Here is a 17,139-nt window from a genome sequence, read left to right as displayed (position 1 = left end):
GAACGGGCCGTGGACCCCCTGGAGATCGCGGCGGGCCTGGAGGCCCACGGCCCGTTCGCACAGCTCGCGATGGCGGTGGATCAGGGCCTTCACGGGGTCCGCGGCGGCACGGCGGGGCGCGGGAGGCTGTCTGCGCGCCGAGGGGGCTTCGGGTGCGCGGGCGGTCTTGCGGTCCTCGTCCCCGGTGGCTACGACGGTTTCGGTGCCGTCGACCTCGACACCCTCGCCGTCGTCGGCCTGGGCACCTTTACCCTCGCCCTCGTCGGCCTGGGCACCCTTCCCCTCGTCGCCGTCGGCTTCAATGCCCTCGCCCTCGTCGCCGTCCCCCACCAGCCACTCCTGCGACCGCGCGTCCCACGGGCCGGGGCTGGCCGGGGTGCCGGGACGGTCCAGTTCGCCGAGGTCGCTCATCGCGCTCCCTCCGTGGCGGGCAGCGGGGTGTTGGCGCGTACCGGAGGGCCTGCCGCCCAGCCGGGGCCGCCGCGCGCCACGACCCGTGCCCCGGAGTCCGTCCAGCGGCCCGGCATGTGGGCCTCGGCGGGGACGGCGAACGGGAGCGGTTCTCCGGTGCTGTCGTCGAGGACGACCCGGCGGACCGGGTGACGCGAGACGATCTCCAGGTAAATGCCGTGAAATGCCGTGATGTTCTGGTCGACGGTGAACAGTTCGAGCGCCCGCGCGCGTGCGGCGGCGCCCAGGCGCTCACGGCGCTCGGGGTCGCGCAACAGGGTCACGCACGCCTCGGCGAGCGCCCGCGGATTGCGCGGGGGTACGACGAGCCCGGTGCCGCCGATGACCTCGACCACCGCCCCCACGTCCGTGGACACGGTCGCGCGGCCGCAGAACATGGCCTCCACCAGGCTGATCGGGAAGCCCTCGACAACGCTGGACAGGACGGTCACGGCGCCCGACGCGTACGCGTCGGCGAGGGCGGGGACCTCCGGGCCGCCGATCTCCCCGAAGGAGACCGGGTTGTCGCCGACGGCGTGCAGGCCGTCCGCCTCGTCCGGGAACAGCTGCGCGGCCAGCGCCTTGCAATGGCCGAGGTAGGCCGTGCCCTCGGGTCCGGCGGGCACACCGATGATCCGCAGCCGGGTCTTCGGCTCCTCCTTGCGGATCTCCGCGAAGGCGTGCAGAAGGGAGATGAGGTCCTTGGTCGGTTCGATACGGCCGACCCAGACCAGGGTGTCGGGGTCCGCGCACTCCGGGGACTCGCCGACCTCCGCGAAGCGGGCGGCGTCCATGCCCGGATAGACCGTGCGGATCTTGTCGCGGTCGGCGCCGCAGCGCTCCTGCCAGCGGCGGGCGTGTGTGTTGCCGGGGGTGACGAGTGCGGCGCGGCCGTAGATCTCGGCGGCGAGGCGGCCATGGAAGGCGGCGAGCAGCGACCGCACCGACGGCGAGGCCTCCGTGGCGGACAGGTAGTGCGTCCGCAGCTGCACCCCGTACTCGGTCACCAGCAGGGGGACGTCGGAGAAATGGCGGGCGAGCAGTCCGGGCAGAGCGGCCGGACCGCCGGAGGCCGCGTGGCACAGGTCGACCGAGCCGAGCCCGTCGTCCTCGTACCAGTCGAGGGACAGGGGGCGCAGCGCGCGTTCCAGGTGGGCGGCCACGGCGAGCAGATCGGGTACGCGCGCCTCGCGGGCCGGGCGTGCGGCACCCGGCGCACGACAGGCGCGTTCGAGGGCACTTACGGCCGCCTCGGAGCGGAGCGCCCCCACCAGCCCGCCCTCGTCGCGGGCCAGTTCGGCGAGACCGTACAGGGCGCTGCCGAAACGGTCCGCCTCAAGGGCCGACGGCCCCTCGCAGCGGCCCGCGCACAGTACGGCCGCCAACTCGCCGTAGCACTCGGCGAACCGTCGGCGCGCGCGGCGCCCGTACCCGACGCCGTCGTCCTCGGCCGTCCACAGGGGCGCCGTCCGCACCCGGCTGACCTGCGAAGGAAGCGGGACCCAGCCCTCGTCCTCCTGCTCTTCGCTGCGGCTGAGCGCATAGATGTCGAACTCGTGCTGCCCGAGCCCGCGCACGAGCCGGTCGCACCAGAGCCTGGCGTCACCGCTCACATACGGATAGCCACCCTCCGTAAGCAGTCCGATGCGCACGAGCGCACCCCCGATCTCCCGTATGGGGAGCCGCCGTTGGTCCGGCGGCTCGCAGCGGGACGAACGTATGCGGACATGACGGTGGCGCGATGGACGGTTGTCCATCGCGCCACCAAAAGGGGTGAACGGTCGTAACTTTCCCGTGCGGGCCGCGTTCGATCGCGCTACGAGATCAAGGAGTCACGTTGCGTCAGGTGGCGGCCAGTTCCCTGCGTGCCGCTCTGCGCCACGCGGCCACCTCGGGATCGAGCGCCGGTACGGCCGCCAGGAGCTGCTTGGTGTACGGGTCCCGCGGGTCGTCGTACACCTCGTCGGCGGGCCCCGACTCGACGATCCGGCCGCGGCGCATCACCGCGACCCGGTCGCTGACCTGCCGTACCACGGCGAGGTCGTGGGCGACGAAGACGAGCGCGAGCCCGAGTTCGCGCTGCAACTCGCCGAGCAGGGCGACCACCTGGGCCTGGGTCGTCACGTCGAGCGCGGAGACCGGCTCGTCGCACACGATGACGCGCGGGTCGGCGGCGAGCGCCCGCGCGATACCCACGCGCTGGCGCTGTCCGCCGCTGAACTCGTGCGGATAGCGCTCGTAGTGCGCCCCTTCGAGCCCCACGCGCTCCAGCAGTTCCGTCACGCGCCCCCGGACGCGCCCCTCGTCCTTCTCGCCACGCGCGCGTAGCGGGTCGGCGATCGACTCGCCCACGCTGCGGCGGGGGTTGAGGGAGGAGACGGGGTCCTGGAAGACCATCTGCACGTCCGGGCGCACCCCGCCACCGGGCCTGATCTCTCCCGCCGTCGGCTCCAGCAGCCCGACCAGCATGCGCCCGAGCGTCGTCTTGCCGCTGCCGCTCTCCCCGACGATCCCGAGGGTCTCCCCGCGGCGGATCGTCAGCGACACGTCGTCCACGGCCACGAACGCCCGCTTGCCGCGGCCGAACTCCCGCCGCAGACCGTGCGCTTCGAGGACGACACCGGTGGGCCGCGCAGGCGCCTCGGAGGACAAGCCCGGCGATTCCGAGGGCGAGCCTGATGATGCGGGGGCCGCGTCCGAGGCCGGCCCGGCAGCCGCCGACGACAGCCCGTCCGAGGCGGTGCCAGTCGTGCTCGACCACGCCGCGGGACCGTCGCAGGACGGCACCCCGGCTGTCCTGGACGCCGCCCGCGAGCCGACCTCCAGAGCCTGTGACCCGGCATCCGACGCACCCTGCGCGCCGGCCGCCCCAGCCTTCCCGGCCACCCCAGGCGCCCGTACGAAGGTCACCGCCCGCCGCCGCGCGTCCACCCGCGGCACCGCCCCCAGCAACTCCCGCGTGTACGTCTCGGAAGGCGCCGTCAGCACGTCCCCGACCGCCCCGTGCTCGACCACGCGCCCGTGCCGCATCACCAGCACCTCGTCGACGCTCTCGGCGGCCACGCCCACGTCGTGTGTGACGAGCAGCAGTCCCATGCCGGTCTCCTCGCGCAGCGTGTGCAGCAGGTCGAGGATCTGGGCCTGGACGGTGACGTCGAGGGCGGTGGTCGGCTCGTCGGCGATCAGGAGGTCCGGTTCGCAGGCCAGCGCCATGGCGATGAGCGCGCGCTGGCGCATGCCGCCGCTGAACTCGTGCGGACGGGACCGGGATCGCCTCACCGCGTCCGGAATTCCTACCCTCTCCAGCACCTCCACCCCACGCGCGCGTGCGGCTCGTCGCGACACGCGCGCGTGCACCCGGTACACCTCGGCGATCTGGTCGCCGATCGCGTAGTACGGGTCGAGGGAGGACAGCGGGTCCTGGAAGACCATGGCGGCCTTCGCGCCCCGCAGCCGCCGCAGCTCCTCGTCCGACGCCGCCGGCACGTCGACACCGGCGACCTCGATCGCGCCGCCGACCCTCGCACCCGTGCCGCGATGCAGCCCCAGCAGGGCGGACGCGACCGTGGACTTGCCGGAGCCGGACTCACCGACCAGAGCGAGGGCGGCGCCCTGCTCCAGGCGGAAGGAGAGTCCGTCGACGGCCCGCAGCTCGCCGAACTCGACCGTCAGGTCCCTGACGTTCACCAGACTCATGCGAGCACCACCCGTCGGTCGGCCACCGCGTACAGCACGTCCGCGACGGCGTTGGCGACGACCACGAAGAAGCCGATGACCAGGACCATGCCGACCACGACCGGCAGATCGACCACATTGACGGCGTGGACGAGCTCCTGGCCGATGCCGGGCAGGCCGAAGAGCGTCTCGGTGAGCACCGCGCCGCCGACCGCGCCGCCGAAGTTGTTGGCGTTGAGCGCGATGACCGGCGCGAGCGCCCCGCGCAGCGCGTGCCGCCCGATGATCGACCGTTCCCCCACCCCGTACGCGCGGAAGGTGCGGATGTGGTCCTCGGCGAGTGTCTCCAGCATCGACGCGCGCGTGAGGCGCGCGAACGCGGCCGCCTCGATGAGGGCCAGCGACAGCCAGGGCAGCAGCAGGTTCCACGCCCACTGCTCGGGGTCGTCGGTGAGGTTCACGTACTGCGGGAACGGCAGCAGTTGCAGCTGCCCGCAGACGACGATCATCAGGACCAGGCCGATGACGAAGACCGGCGTGGCCACGCCCGCGAGCGTGATGCCGGTCAGGACCCGCTCGGTGAGCCGGCCGCGCCGCCACGCGGACAGCACGCCGGTGCCGACACCGAGGACCAGCCACAGCACCATCGCGCCGAACACCAGCGACAGGCTGACCGGCAGCTTGGCCAGGATCAGCTGGGTGACCTGCTGGTCGCTCTGGTACGACAGCCCGAGGCAGGGCGCGGAGCAGTGCTCCACGGACGTGCCGGTCGAGTAGTCCTGACCGGCGACGAGCCCCTGAAGGAAGTGCCAGTACTGCGTGTACAGCGGGTCGTTCAGGTGCAGTTGGTCGGCGACCTGCTGCACCTGGGTGGGCGAGCAGCGCGGGCCGCAGGTGATCTGGGCGACGTTGCCGGGGGTGACGTAGAAGACGACGTAGACGATCACCGAGATGGCGAACAGGGTGATCAGGGCGCCGAGGAGGCGGCGCAGCGCGAAGCCGGTGAAGCCGCTCATGCCTTGGCCTCCCTCTTGCGGCCCGTTCCGACGCGCAGACGTGAGGCCGCGCGCGGGTCGAGCGCCGTGCGGACGCCGTCACCGAGGACGGTGAGGGCCAGCACGGTCACGAAGAGCGCGCCCGCGGGCAGCAGCAGGTACTGCGGGGCCGCCTGGTACCAGACGTCGGCGGCGGTGAGCATCTGTCCCCACGACGGCGTCGGGGGTTTCACGCCGACGCCGAGGAAGGACAGCGCTGCCTCGACGGTGATGTTGATCGGGACGAGGAGCGCCGCGTAGGTGATGACCGGCGCGGCGAGCCCGGGTAGCAGTTCCCGGCGGGCGATCCGCCAGGTGCTCCAGCCGCTGAGCCGGGCCGCGGAGACGTAGTCGAACCCCTTGAGGGTGAGGGTCTGCGCGCGCGTGATCTTCGCGATGTTGCCCCAGGCGATGAGGCCGATGACGAGGGCGACCAGGACGGGCCGCGGGAAGTCCGACGGCACGATGGCGAGCAGGGCCAATGCCATGATCATGAGGGGCAGGGCGACGATGATGTCGGTGAGCCGGTTCAACAGTTGATCAACCCATTGACTGCCGAGTGCGGCCGTCACGCCCACCAGGACGCCGATCAACACCTGTACGACGGTCGCGGCCAGCGCGACGCCCAGGGAGACCCGAGCGCCGTAGACGAGCCGCGCGAACAGGTCGCGTCCGGTCTGCGGTTCGACGCCGAGCCAGTGGTCGCCGCTGATGCCCCCGAAGGAGCCGACGGGCACGCCACCGCGCGCGGAGTCGACCAGCGAGGGGTGGTAGGTGGTCGGGTCCTGGCCCTCCAGGGCGGTCAGCAGCGGTGCCGCGAGCGCGACCAGGACGAGCAGCGCGACGACGGCCGCCGCGACGAGGGCGGCGCGCTGCGTCCGCAGCCGCCGCCAGAACCGACGGGCCCCCGAAGCCCCCGGGGCGGTGGACGCCCCGGGGGCCTGGGTGGCGACAAGTGCCTCGCTCACGGCGCTACTTCACCGCGACCTGCGAGATGTCCAGCACACCGGTCCAGTCGCTGATCACGACGTTCCTGATGTCCTTGCCCACCAGGCGCTTGTAGACGGGGTGGAACAGCGGCACGGTCAGCGCCTGCTCGCCGATCTTCTTGTCCAGCGCACCCCACCGCTTGGCGGCAGCGTCAAGATCGGTCAACTTGTTGATCGCGTCAATCTCGGCATTGACCGACTTGTCGTTCAACAGGCCCGTGTTGAAGTTCGCGCCGTCCTTCACGATCTGTCGACCATCGAAGATCGGGGCGAGGAAGGGACCGCCGGACGGCCAGTCCGCACCCCAGTGGGCGAGGAAGAAGCCGGGCTCCGTCTTCACGTTGTGGATCTTGTCGGAGTAGTCGTTGTCCTCCAGACCCTGGAGCTTGACCGTGATACCGGCCTTCTTGAGCGCGTCCTGGATCGCGGTCGCGATCTCCGGGCTGGTCTCGAAGTCCTTGGCGTTGGAGTGGGTCAGCGTGACGGTGAGCCCGTCCGCGTAACCGGCCTCCTTCAGCAGCTCCTTGGCCTTCGCCGCGTCGCCGGACGCGCCCGCCGGGAACAGGTCGTAGTCCTCGTACCCGAAGGACTTCTGGTTCGGCAGGAAGGTGGTCGCGGCCTCGGCGAGGGACGACCCTCCGGCGGCGTTCACGACCGAAGAGCGGTCGACGGCGTACGAGATCGCCTGCCGCACCTTGGCGTTGTCGAACGGCTTGACCGTCGGGTTGAACGCTATGTAGTTCGTGTAGCCGAAGTGACCGGTACCGACCCGCGCGGCCAGCTCCTTGTCGCCCGTCACCTTGGCGAGCTCGGCGGGCCCAAGGTTGGTGTCCGTGGTGACGGCCGTCGAGTCCGCCCCTTGAGACGCGGACAGCCGCTGGTTGATCACGGAGGAGTCGAGCCCCGACCGCACATCCACCGTGTCCGGGTAGGCCTTGCGCTCGGCGTCCGTCGAGGCGGACCAGTACGTGTTGCGCTCCAGGACGAGGTGCTCACCGTCGTTCTCGTTCTTGACGACCTTGTACGGGCCGGACGAGATCGGGTGCTCCTCGTACTTCGTCCCGGTGTCCTTGGCCTTCGGCACCGGCGTGAACTGCGTCTGCGTGGCCAGGTACGGGAACTCGCCCTCGGGCTTGTTCAGATGGAAGACGATGGTCCGGTCGTCCGGCGTCCCGATCGCGTCGAGCCCGCCCTTGTCCTTGTACGGCCCCTGGTAGTCGGCGGCGCCGACCAGCCAGTCCCGCAGATAGGGGGCGCCACCGGAGAGTTCGGGGGCGAAGGACCGCTCGATGCCGTACTTGATGTCGCCGGACGTGATCGCGGTGCCGTCCTCGTACTTCAGCCCCGCCTTCAGGGTGTACGTCCACACGGTCGCGTCCTTGTTGGGGCGCCCGGTGTCGGTCGCGAGGTCCGGGACGACCTCGGCGCCGGCCTCACCGTTCTCGCGGTTGCGGGTGGTGAGCGTACGGAACACCAGGGACGGGACGTTGCCGCCGCCCGAGGTGTAGAGACGGGCCGGGTCGAAGTCCTGCTGCGGGTTGGAGTTCAGAACCGTCAGGGTGCCGCCCTTGTGGGGCGTGGAGTCACCACCGGAGCCCTTGGCATCGTTGTCATCCGGCCCGCAGGCGGCGGCGCCCGCTGCCAGAACCAGGCTTACGGACACCGCGGCCACGCGGCGCGCTATGACAGACGGTTGACGCATCGGAGACGACCTCTCGAATGGCGAGACAGATAGACGAGGAGTGAGACGAAAATGAACAGACGTCTGCCCGGGCGTCAGGTCGTCGGAAAGCCGCGACGGAGGGTCACGGGAAAAGGAAGAGATCGCGACGCGAACGCCAGAGGGCGGACGTCAGCGACAGTGGATGTCGGCCACGCACAGAGCGGTCACACCGATGAGCGTCAGCTCGATGGCTGCGCGTACGGAGGCGTGACGGGTCGACATGCGCAGCAATATGTACGACTTTTCTGCGCATGTCAACGCGACATCCGGGGCCCCGTCAACTACCGGGGTATGCCCAGGGGTTGGGCTTGCAGGTGACTCCGCGATAGGTCAGGAACTTGGTCTGCTGCTGCATCACCGGCGCGAGTTCGCCGCTCTTGTCGCAGGTCACATGCTGGTAGCCGAGCCGGTGACCGACCTCGTGATTGATCAGCATCTGCCGATAGGCGTGAATTTGATCACCGTAGGTCTTGGACCCCTGAGCCCACCGGTACGCGTTGATCATCACGCGGTCGGTGGCGGTCGAATTGCAGGACACGTTGTCCACGGTGGTGTCCAGACCGGACTTCGCACACCACTCCGCGGTCGTCCCCGGACTGGCGAGCGTGATCACGAAGTCGGGTTTCCCGGAGTAGATGCGCTCGAAGGTACGGGCCCCGTTGTGGGCCCAGCTCCGGTCGTCGTTGAGCGTCTTCTGCACGGCCTCGGCGAACAGCTCGCCGTCCAGCCCGATCCCCTGCTCGACATCCACCCGGTAGGTGAACTTCTGCCCCGTGCCGGGCGCCTTGTCGATGCCCTTGACCGCGTCGAACTTCCCCGACCCGTCGAGCTTCGCGCTGAGCGGGTACGTCTTGCCCATCTTCTGCTCGTACGTCAGCGTCGCCACGCTCGGCGACGAGGACGGCGTCGGCCGCCCGTCCGAGCGCGAGGCCGAATCCCGGGCGTCCCGCCCCTGGTCGGTGGCCGACTGGGACTGTACGGCGTCGTCGTCCCGCCCGTCGGCGACCTGTCCCGCGACGACGATGGCCAGCACGGTGGTGACGGCGGCCGCCGCGATGCCGGTGAAGGCCCGCCCCTTGCCGCCCTTCTGCCGCGCGGGCTCGCCGGTGGGCGGCTCGTCGTCGACGGCGGTACGGGGCTGTGGCGCGGTCTGCCAGTCGGTGACGGACGCGTACGGGTCGGCCGGCGCCTGAGGAGAGCGGGGCTCGAAGACGTCCTGGTCCCCGAAGGCGTCGAGATAGTCCTGCCGAGGGCTCGCCTGCCCGGTCTGCCGGGGGCCTCCGGGAGGCGCCTGCCGCTGCCGCGGTATCGCGACACCGGGCGCGGCAGCCATGCCGTGCGCCCCCGACTCGCCCCATGCACCGCCTGCTTCACGCTGCTCGGGGTGCCCGCCACGGACCCGTGGGGTGCCGTGCGCGGGGGTGCCGTCGGCGAACCTGGGCGTGCCGTGGGCAGGAGTGCCGTCGGGGAACCGGGGCATGCCGTGCGCGGGCGTCCCGTCGGGAAGACGCGGCACACCATGGGCGGGGGTGCCGTCGGCGAACCTCGGAACACCCTGCGCGGGCGTCCCGTCGGCGTACCGCGGCACCCCATGAGCCGGCGTCCCGTCGGCCGAGCGCGGAACCCCCCGCGCCGGAGTCCCGTCGGCGTACCGGGGCATCCCCTGCGCGGGCGCCCCCTCCGGGAACCGCCGACCCCCCTGCGGAACCGCCCGGTAGACCGGATCCCCGTACACCGAGGGCCCACCCGGCGCCGGCGTCCCCTGTCGCGGCGGAGCGCCCTGCGGCGGCCGTACGGCTCCTTGCCGGGGCGAAGCACCCTGGGGCCCTGGAGCGCTCTGAAGCCCTGGAGCACCCTGAGGCCCCGGAGCGCCCTCGGCGTCCCGGCCACGTCGTCCTGCGGCTATGTCCGCGGGGTCACTCTTGGGAGCAGACCCGCGGCGGCGACTGTGTCGTCCCACCCCGCCCCTCAGCTCCCCGCGCTCGCGGTCTCGGGCGCACCGGCACCCGAGGACCCGGCCACACCACCGGACGCCCCCACGGACCCGCCCTCACCCTCGGAGCTCCCCGTCTCCGCGAGGAACTCCCGGAAGGCCCGGGACACCGCGTCGGGATACTCCATCATCGCCACATGCCCCGCCTCCGGCAGGCTCAGCAGCCGGGAGTCCCGGAAGGACCGGGCCGCCTTGCGGGCCATGCGGTAGCCGACGAGCTGGTCGCGTCCGCCGTAGACGAGTAGGGTCGGCGCGAGGACCCGCTCCGCCTGGCGCCACAGCGCGTGCTGTCCGCCGAGCGTGTACGCGTTGACCAGCCCGCGCGCGGAACGCGTCATCGCGTCCCAGAAGTACGGCAGTTGCTGCCGGCGCTCCATCTCCTCGACGGCGTGCCGGAACCCCTCCGGTGAGACCCGCCCGGGATCGCCGTAGCAGAGCGCCATGACACCGCTGACGCGCTGCTCGGCCGTCCAGTCCCGGCTGATCCGGGTGAAGAGCGCGGCCACGCCCGGCACCGCGAGGAGCGCGGTGGGCACCGCGCTGCGCTGCACGCGGATCTCGGGGAGCGCCGGCGACACGAGCGTCAACGTCCGCACGAGGTCGGGACGTACCGCGGCCACGCGCGTGGAGACCGCGCCGCCGAGGGAGTTGCCGAAGAGATGCACGGGCCCGCGGCCGGAGGCGTCCAGAAAACGAATCACCGCACGCGCGTGTGCGGTGATCGAGTAGTCGCCGTCGTCAGGCGGCGGCGAGTCCCCGAATCCGGGCAGGTCGACGGCCTCACCGTCGAGAACACCCTCGAGCTCCACCATCAGCGCCGACCAGTTCTGCGAGGAACCGCCGAGGCCATGGATATAGAGCGCGGGCGGCAGGCCCTCACGCGCGGGTGGTCTCGAACGGACCGACAGCGTGATCCCCGGCAACCCCACCGACCGGAGCCGCTCGCCCTCCGCCACCCTGACGGGTGTCACCTTCGGGAGCACATTGGCGGCCGGTACGGACGGCAACTCGGTCGAAGACATGCGGCAATGTTACGAGACGATCACGCAGTGGTTCATGTGTTCGCCGTCACAGGGACCACGCACATCGCATAGCGTCCGGAACGTGTGTCTCCTAGGCTCGTACGCAGGGCACCCGCACGTGGCCCCCTGCATCGGTCAGGGACGTTCTAGGAAGGGAGCCCGCGATGGCCTACGACCCCAGCGACCCCGACACCTTCGAGGACGGCGGCGGTGACGTCGAGCTCGACGTCGAGGCCCCCGAGGACGACGCCGCCGAGCAGCAGGCGGAGGTCTCCCAGGACCGCGACGACCCCCTGACCAGCGTCGACACGGACCAGGCCGACGAGGCCGACCTCATCGAACAGGCCCGTGTCGTACGGATCGACGAGGACGACTATCGGTGACGCCCCGGGACACATCACCGAGCGGGAGCGCGACCGGCACTGCCCGCTAAGTACCCCTTTGAAACCTTCGCGGGGCTATCGCCACCGTCCGGTACGTGAAATTCTGCGCTCGCACCGCGCACACCACGGTTACCGAAAAGTACGATGGCGGCGCGGCGCACACCGCAAGTGGACGACTTATGGGAGGCGGCGTGACAGCCATCGAGCAGACAGAGGCGGCACGCCCTCGAGGTACGCGCCTGCCGCGCCGTGCCCGACGGAATCAGCTGCTGGGCGCCGCACAGGAAGTCTTCGTGGCGCAGGGCTACCACTCGGCCGCGATGGACGACATCGCCGAGCGCGCCGGAGTCAGCAAGCCGGTGCTCTACCAGCACTTCCCCGGCAAGCTGGACCTCTATCTCGCACTGCTGGACCAGCACTGCGAGTCCCTGATCCAGTCGGTACGGCAGGCGCTCGCGTCGACGAACGACAACAAGCAGCGCGTACGGGCGACCATGGACGCCTACTTCGCGTACGTCGAGGACGACGGCGGCGCCTTCCGCCTGGTCTTCGAGTCGGATCTGACCAACGAGCCCGCCGTGCGCGAGCGCGTCGACAAGGTCACGACCGAGTGCGCCGAGGCGATCTGCGAGGTCATCGCCGAGGACACCGGCCTCTCGCGCGCGGAGTCGATGCTGCTGGCCTCGGGCCTGGGCGGCCTCGCGCAGGTCGTGGCCCGCTCCTGGCTGCACAGCGACCGCAGCGTGCCGCGCGATCAGGCGGTCCAGCTGCTGACGTCCCTGGCATGGCGGGGCATCGCCGGTTTCCCACTGCACGGCATCGATCCCCACTGACCCGACACTTTGTTCCCGCCCGCTGTTCGCTCCTGGCGTTCTTGCGCGGAGCGTGAACGTCCCCTCACCGGGCTAATGTGTGCTGGGTACGGCGCGGAAGGTCGCGCACTTCTATGACCGTCGGAGGGACATAGCCGTGGAGGTCAAGATCGGCGTGCAGCACGCGCCCCGCGAGATCGTTCTGGAGAGCGGTCAGAGTGCCGAGGAGGTCGAGCGCGTGGTGGCCGAGGCACTGGCCGGAAAGTCGCAGCTGCTGAGCCTCACGGACGAGCACGGCCGCAAGGTCCTGGTCCCGGCGGAGCGCCTGGCCTACGTGGAGCTCGGCGAGCCGGCCCCGCGCAAGGTGGGCTTCGGCGCGCTGTAGACGGACGGATACGAGAAGGGCCCGGCGACTCGAAGTCGCCGGGCCCTTCTCGTCGTACGAGCGCGTACGGGCAAAGCTCCGCAAGATTTTTTTCTCCACATATGGAGCACAAGTCACCCACAGAGGAGGATTGCATTCCGCAGGTCACGGGTAAGACGGGCTACGACCGCATTGCGCAGCGTGACCGTGTGGGAGGGACCCCAAATGATGTTGCTGGAAGCGCTCGGCTCCGCACTGCTCGGTCTCGTCCTGGCCGCGGTGGCAGCCCATCGGCTGGCCCACCGCCTGCCCGCCCGCTCCCTGGTACTGGCGACGGGCGTCTCCGGCGCCCTGTTCGGCGCCTTCGTCACACACAGCGCCCTGGGCGCGGGCAGCATCCTGCTGAACCTGATCGGCGCGGTGGTCGTCTCGGCCGCGTCCCTCTCGCTCCTGCTCCGCCCAGCGGGAAGACTCCGCCGCAGGTCGGCACCGGCGTAGGACCTGAACTCCCCAACACCCTTCAGGGCGACGCCGGTAGGGACGCGGGGAACTGCGCACCACCCCCACGCACCCGCGGCCGCGCAACCGGCGGAAGCACCCCCCACTGAGCGCTAGGCCGCCAACCCCAGCGCGGCCATCCGCTTGGTGTGCGCCTCGGTGATCCGCGAGAACATCCGCCCGACCTCAGCGAGGTCGAACCCGTCGGCAACCCCGCCCACGAGCATCGTCGACAGCGCGTCCCGGTCCGCGACGACCCGCTGCGACTGCGACAGGGCCTCTCCCATGAGACGCCGGGCCCACAGAGCGAGACGCCCACCCACGCGCGGGTCGGCATCGATGGCCGCCCGCACCTTCTCCACGGCGAACCCGGCATGACCCGTGTCGTCCAGCACCGCCAGGACCAGCTCGCGCGTGTCCGAGTCCAGCCGCGCCGCGACCTCGCGATAGAAGTCACTCGCGATCGAGTCACCGACGTACGCCTTGACGAGCCCCTCCAGCCAGTCCGAGGGCGCCGTCTGCCGGTGGAAGCCGTCCAGCGCGGCGACGAACGGCTCCATGGCCTGCGTCGGCTCCGCACCGATCTCGGTCAGCCGGTCGCGCAGCTTCTCGTAGTGGTGGAACTCCGCCGACGCCATCTTGGCCAGCTCCGCCTTGTCCGCCAGCGTCGGCGCCAGCTTGGCGTCCTCCGCGAGCCGCTCGAACGCCGCCAGCTCCCCGTACGCGAGCGCGCCGAGCAGGTCCACGACAGCGGCCCGGTACTGCGGTTCGGCGGAGGCCTTCGCCCAGTCCTGGGCGGCGACTCCGGTGGGTTCGGGAGAAGCGTCGGAGGTGTTGTCAGGCGTCGTCATGAAGCGCACAATAGCCCGCTCCCCGCGCGGCGGAAGTCCCTGGTGAAGCAGTGTGACGACGACTACGTGACCAAATCGGCCATCGCATGTGCGCGTTTCCGGGGTATGGTGGTAATGCGCCTGCTGAGTACTCACGTCCACAAGGACTGTGTATCTCCACAGGCCGCACGTATGAGGATGCCCGGTCGGTGGCCCGATCGGCTCCGACCTGACAGCTCTCCTTGGCCGTACGGCACTGTGCGTACGGCATCCGGAGGGACCCTCAGCGGTTCGAGCGCTTGAGCGTCGGCAGAGGTCCCGTGCCGTTACGGCTAGCCCCGTAAGGCGGTCGACGTCCCCAGCACGGTCCTAGACGACCCCCGAGCTCGCCTCGCACCGCGCACACAGAAGAGGCAAAACCCTGACTACGACGTTCAGAGATCTCGGAATCCTCCCCGAGACCGCCGAGGCCCTCGAGGCCGTCGGCATCATCAACCCCTTCCCCATCCAGGAGATGACGCTCCCCGTCGCCCTTTCCGGCACGGACGTCATCGGCCAGGCCAAGACCGGCACCGGCAAGACGCTGGGCTTCGGCCTCCCGCTCCTCGAGCGCGTCACCGTCCCCGCCGACGTGGAGGCCGGACGCGCGAAGCCCGAGGACCTCACCGACGCCCCGCAGGCCCTCGTCGTCGTCCCCACGCGCGAGCTGTGCCAGCAGGTCACCAACGACCTCCTGACCGCGGGCAAGGTCCGCAACGTACGCGTTCTCGCCATCTACGGCGGCCGGGCGTACGAGCCGCAGGTCGAGGCCCTCAAGAAGGGCGTCGACGTGATCGTCGGCACCCCGGGCCGGCTCCTGGACCTCGCGGGCCAGAAGAAGCTCAGCCTCAAGCACATCAAGGCACTCGTCCTCGACGAGGCCGACGAAATGCTCGACCTGGGCTTCCTGCCCGACGTCGAGAAGATCATCAACATGCTGCCGGCCCGCCGTCAGACGATGCTGTTCTCGGCGACCATGCCGGGCGCGGTCATCGGTCTCGCGCGCCGCTACATGTCGCAGCCCACGCACATCCGCGCCACCGCGCCGGACGACGAGGGCGTGACGGTCGCGAACATCTCGCAGCACGTGTACCGGGCCCACAACATGGACAAGCCCGAGATGGTCGCCCGCATACTGCAGTCCGACGGCCGGGGACTGGCCATGGTCTTCTGCCGGACGAAGCGCACCGCCGCCGACCTCGCCGACCAGCTCAAGCAGCGTGGCTTCGCCTCCGGCGCGGTCCACGGCGACCTCGGCCAGGGCGCCCGCGAGCAGGCGCTGCGCGCGTTCCGCAACGGCAAGGTGGACGTCCTCGTCTGCACCGACGTCGCCGCACGTGGCATCGACGTCGAGGGCGTGACGCACGTCATCAACTACCAGTCCCCCGAGGACGAGAAGACGTACCTGCACCGTGTCGGCCGTACCGGCCGCGCGGGTGCGAAGGGCATCGCGATCACCCTCGTCGACTGGGACGACATCCCGCGCTGGCAGCTGATCAACAAGGCGCTGGAGCTCAACTTCAACGACCCGCCGGAGACGTACTCCACCTCCCCGCACTTCTACGAGGAGATGAACATCCCCGCGGGCACCAAGGGTGTCCTGCCGCGTGCCGAGCGCACCCGCGCGGGTCTCGACGCGGAGGAGCTCGAGGACCTGGGCGAGACCGGTGGCCGTGGTGGCCGCGGTCGCGGTGACCGCAACGAGCGGGGTGGCCGCGGTGGCCGGGACGAGTCCCGTTCCGCCGAGCGCGAGCGCCCGGCCCGTACGCCGCGCCGTCGCCGTCGTACGCGCAACGGCACACCGCTGGACGGGACCGCCGCACCGGCGGGCACGACCGCGCCGGAGGAGACCGCGGTGACCGAGGACGCGTCCGCGTCCCGCACCCCGCGTCGCCGTCGCCGCACCCGTAACGGAGCCGCCTCGCTGGAGTCGGTGCCGACCACGGCCACGGCGTCCGAGGCCGCGGAGGTCGCGGTCGACACGGCTGAGGCCGCGGAGACCAAGCCGCGCCGCCGCCGTACCCGTAGGCCCGCGGAGACCGCCGTCGTCGAGACGCCGGTCACCGTCGAGGTCGTCGCGGAGGTCAAGGAGCCCGAGGCGCCCGCCGCCGAGGCCACCGGGACGAAGCCCCGCCGCCGTACCCGCAAGGCCGCGGAGACGGTCGCTGTCGAGACGCCGGCCGTCGTCGAGGTCGCGGAGGCCGAGGCCCCCGTCGCCGCGCCGCGCCGCCGTACCCGCAAGACGGCTGCCGCCGCCGAAGCCGCGGTCGACACGGCGGAGGGCACGGAGGCCAAGCCGCGCCGCACCCGCAAGGTCGCCGCCGCTCCCGAGGCCGCCGTCGACACCGCCGAGGCCGTGGAGACCAAGCCGCGCCGCACGCGCAAGACGGCCGCCACCGCCGCCGAGACCGCGGTCGACACCGCCGAGGCCACCGAGGCCAAGCCCCGGACCCGCCGCACCCGCAAGGTCGCCGAGACCGTGGCGACCGTCGCCGAGATCCCGGCGCAGGCCGCGGAGGAGCCGGAGACCAAGCCGCGCCGTACGCGCAAGACGGCAGCAGCCGCCGCCGAGACCGCCGTCGACACGGCCGAGGGCACGGAGGCCAAGCCTCGTCGTACCCGCAAGACGGCCGCGACCGCCGAGACCGCGGTCGACACGGCCGAGGCCCCCGCCGCCGCGCCGCGCCGCCGTACCCGCAAGGTCGCCGAGGCGTCCGAGGCAGTGGTCGACACCGCCGAGGCCGCGGAGGCCAAGCCCCGGACGCGGCGCACCCGTAAGGTCGCCGAGACCGTCGAGGCCGCTGCGGCTCCGGAGGTCACCGAGGCCAAGCCGCGTCGTACGCGCAAGACGGCTGCCGCCGCCGAGACCGCCGTCGACACGGCCGAGGGCACGGAGACCAAGCCGCGCCGCACCCGCAAGACGGCCGCCGCCCCGGAGACGACCGAGGCCAAGCCGGCTCACACCCGCAAGACCGCCGCCGCCACCGAGGCCAAGCCGGCTCGTACGCGGAAGACGGCCGCCGCCGCCGACATCCCGGCCCAGGCCGCCGAGGAGCCGGAGACCAAGCCGCGCCGCCGCACCCGCAAGGTCACGGCCGCCGCGGAGTCCACGGAGAGCTGACCCGCTCGTCCGACGGCCCGTTCCACCTCAGGTGGGACGGGCCGTCGGCGGTTTCCGGCCCGCTCCTGAAGAACGAGTCCGGCCCGCACACACCCGCATGGCCGCTCCGCCCCGCGGAACCCGCCTCACATGAACCAGGGGCGTGCCGCCCGACCCACCGGGCTCCACCAGGCCCCACCAGGGCCCCCGCATGGCCCACCTCACAC

14 protein-coding genes and 1 pseudogene are annotated in these 17,139 nt (G+C 71.4%); 5 read left to right on the top strand and 10 right to left on the bottom strand.

The genetic code is table 11. From position 1 onward, the window contains the following. From HLK59_RS39945 to HLK59_RS39910, 9 genes and pseudogenes are all read right to left on the bottom strand, one after another. A pseudogene (locus HLK59_RS39945) lies at positions 1 to 411 on the bottom strand (hypothetical protein); the annotation flags it as partial. Further along, a complete protein-coding gene (locus HLK59_RS39940) occupies positions 408 to 2,102 on the bottom strand; it encodes a DUF3492 domain-containing protein (protein ID WP_346779922.1) in 1,695 nt (564 codons plus the stop codon). The gene HLK59_RS39940 and the pseudogene HLK59_RS39945, both read right to left, overlap by 4 nt. Before the next feature lie 190 nt (positions 2,103 to 2,292). Continuing rightward, positions 2,293 to 4,146: an ABC transporter ATP-binding protein gene (locus tag HLK59_RS39935; RefSeq protein ID WP_171146552.1), complete on the bottom strand. Its 1,854-nt coding sequence runs from the start codon at positions 4,144 to 4,146 to the stop codon at positions 2,293 to 2,295. Beyond that, the gene (locus HLK59_RS39930; RefSeq protein WP_171146551.1) at positions 4,143 to 5,141 is read right to left on the bottom strand and encodes an ABC transporter permease; all 999 of its coding nucleotides are present in this window, start codon (positions 5,139 to 5,141) and stop codon (positions 4,143 to 4,145) included. The genes HLK59_RS39935 and HLK59_RS39930 overlap by 4 nt, the downstream gene beginning before the upstream one ends. Continuing rightward, complete coding sequence (locus tag HLK59_RS39925) at positions 5,138 to 6,127, bottom strand: ABC transporter permease (RefSeq protein ID WP_171146550.1); 990 nt, start codon at positions 6,125 to 6,127, stop codon at positions 5,138 to 5,140. The genes HLK59_RS39930 and HLK59_RS39925 overlap by 4 nt, the downstream gene beginning before the upstream one ends. A 4-nt stretch (positions 6,128 to 6,131) precedes the next feature. After that, on the bottom strand, positions 6,132 to 7,850 hold the full coding sequence (locus HLK59_RS39920) for an ABC transporter substrate-binding protein (protein WP_171146549.1): 1,719 nt from the start codon (positions 7,848 to 7,850) through the stop codon (positions 6,132 to 6,134). A gap of 150 nt (positions 7,851 to 8,000) precedes the next feature. After that, a complete protein-coding gene (locus HLK59_RS52515; protein WP_346779921.1) occupies positions 8,001 to 8,093 on the bottom strand; it encodes an Ms4533A family Cys-rich leader peptide in 93 nt (30 codons plus the stop codon). Positions 8,094 to 8,148: 55 nt separating this feature from the next. Continuing rightward, entirely contained in the window at positions 8,149 to 9,831 is a 1,683-nt protein-coding gene (locus HLK59_RS39915) for a DUF3152 domain-containing protein (RefSeq protein ID WP_171146548.1), read from the bottom strand. Positions 9,832 to 9,839: 8 nt separating this feature from the next. After that, entirely contained in the window at positions 9,840 to 10,886 is a 1,047-nt protein-coding gene (locus HLK59_RS39910) for an alpha/beta hydrolase (protein ID WP_171146547.1), read from the bottom strand. Between the two features lie 164 nt (positions 10,887 to 11,050). On the opposite strand from HLK59_RS39910, the gene HLK59_RS39905 reads away from it, so the two are divergent. The 4 genes from HLK59_RS39905 to HLK59_RS39890 all read left to right on the top strand — a co-directional run bounded on the left by HLK59_RS39905 (position 11,051) and on the right by HLK59_RS39890 (position 12,943). Further along, a complete protein-coding gene (locus tag HLK59_RS39905) occupies positions 11,051 to 11,269 on the top strand; it encodes a hypothetical protein (protein ID WP_171146546.1) in 219 nt (72 codons plus the stop codon). A 191-nt stretch (positions 11,270 to 11,460) separates the two neighbouring features. Continuing rightward, positions 11,461 to 12,102, top strand: coding sequence for a TetR/AcrR family transcriptional regulator (locus HLK59_RS39900; protein WP_171146545.1), 642 nt, complete (start codon positions 11,461 to 11,463; stop codon positions 12,100 to 12,102). A gap of 136 nt (positions 12,103 to 12,238) precedes the next feature. After that, positions 12,239 to 12,466: a DUF3107 domain-containing protein gene (locus tag HLK59_RS51545; protein WP_171146544.1), complete on the top strand. Its 228-nt coding sequence runs from the start codon at positions 12,239 to 12,241 to the stop codon at positions 12,464 to 12,466. Positions 12,467 to 12,673: 207 nt separating this feature from the next. Further along, complete coding sequence (locus HLK59_RS39890) at positions 12,674 to 12,943, top strand: hypothetical protein (protein WP_171146554.1); 270 nt, start codon at positions 12,674 to 12,676, stop codon at positions 12,941 to 12,943. A gap of 113 nt (positions 12,944 to 13,056) precedes the next feature. Here the strand turns inward: HLK59_RS39890 and HLK59_RS39885 are convergent, their stop codons facing one another. Then, the gene (locus HLK59_RS39885; protein ID WP_171146543.1) at positions 13,057 to 13,794 is read right to left on the bottom strand and encodes a ferritin-like fold-containing protein; all 738 of its coding nucleotides are present in this window, start codon (positions 13,792 to 13,794) and stop codon (positions 13,057 to 13,059) included. A gap of 493 nt (positions 13,795 to 14,287) precedes the next feature. Here HLK59_RS39885 and HLK59_RS39880 point away from each other — a divergent pair, with 493 nt between their 5' ends. Then, the gene (locus HLK59_RS39880) at positions 14,288 to 16,933 is read left to right on the top strand and encodes a DEAD/DEAH box helicase (RefSeq protein ID WP_171146542.1); all 2,646 of its coding nucleotides are present in this window, start codon (positions 14,288 to 14,290) and stop codon (positions 16,931 to 16,933) included. Positions 16,934 to 17,139: the final 206 nt, after the last annotated feature.

This window comes from Streptomyces sp. S3(2020) (assembly GCF_013044505.1).
Taxonomy (GTDB): Bacteria; Actinomycetota; Actinomycetes; order Streptomycetales; family Streptomycetaceae; genus Streptomyces.
The sequence above is the reverse complement of the archived record's forward strand: the minus strand, read 5'-3'. Positions and strand labels throughout refer to the sequence as shown.